The following is a 1000-nucleotide window of genomic DNA, read 5'->3' as shown; positions in this document are numbered from 1 at the left end:
GCGCCCCTCTGGTACGGGAGATTCCGCAGCTGCACCATAATCCGCCAAAAGGCTCCAGAATCCGGCGGTGCTGGCATCCTCGATCTCCATGGCCATTTCTTGAATCTCATCGAGCGTCGTAGCCACTCCTATCAGCCAGTCACCGCGCGGCAACGGTTCAATGGGCGCATCAAGAAAGAAGTCAACTCGGGCACTCGAAGCGCCCCTCGGCACTTCCACGGTTCGATACCAACTGCCTTCGACTGAGTGCTCCCTCGCCAGGTCACTGTCGACAATCACCGATAGCAATTGGTAGTCATGGCAGCCGAAGCGGCCAAGCAAGGCATCGAGCTCTGTATGCGAGAGCCCATCTCTATACGCCGGGATCACTACCAATGGTCGACTGTCGGTGGCAGCCAGACGCTGCTTCGCCTCAGATACCCATGGTCTGAGGGCCGGGTCAACGAGATCGACCTTTAGGTCGAGATGATGTGCACTTGCCCAAGGTATGTCGTTCGCTTGGGCGAACTCCATGACGGAAGGTTCTAGCCAACCCGGCTTCGCATAGTCCGAGAAGATGACTGCATCGACCTCCTTTTCTAGAGCGTAGGCCTCTAGGAGGTCTGCGAGTTCACTGTACGCGACCTCATCCAGCAACGCGTATTGGTACTTAAAGTGTCGATCATTGATCCTGCCGGGCCTACGGAATACGCCTCGCCAGCGAATGAAGCGCGAGACAAAAGTAGCCAGCTGACTTCGCGAATCCGGGTCAGAGAGAGCGGCAAGCTCTTCGCTGCTAACGCGCTGGCTTAGTTCATTCCCAATTACGTTTCCGTCCATGTCCAAGAATTGAATGTCCAAGAGTGGGCCTGTCTCCGGGATGAGTTCTGTCAGGCGCTCCCCCTCGACAGGGAGTGTCTCCATGTACACGTAGATCCGCTGGTCCTCACCCATCGCTAGCCGGGCGCTTGCCAAGGCACGGTAGAGAACCCACTCCGGGACGGCGTAACCCGCCAAATAC

1 protein-coding gene is annotated in these 1000 nt (G+C 57.3%); it reads right to left on the bottom strand.

Annotated elements, in window-relative coordinates:
• Positions 1-840: carbohydrate kinase family protein (locus DLM45_RS16365; protein WP_181338394.1), on the bottom strand; the 840-nt coding region annotated here is incomplete at its 3' end.
• Positions 841-1000: the final 160 nt, after the last annotated feature.

The sequence above is a fragment of the Hyphomicrobium methylovorum genome (assembly GCF_013626205.1).
Taxonomy (GTDB): Bacteria; Pseudomonadota; Alphaproteobacteria; order Rhizobiales; family Hyphomicrobiaceae; genus Hyphomicrobium_B; species Hyphomicrobium_B methylovorum.
This window is presented reverse-complemented; position numbering and strand designations above follow the sequence as displayed.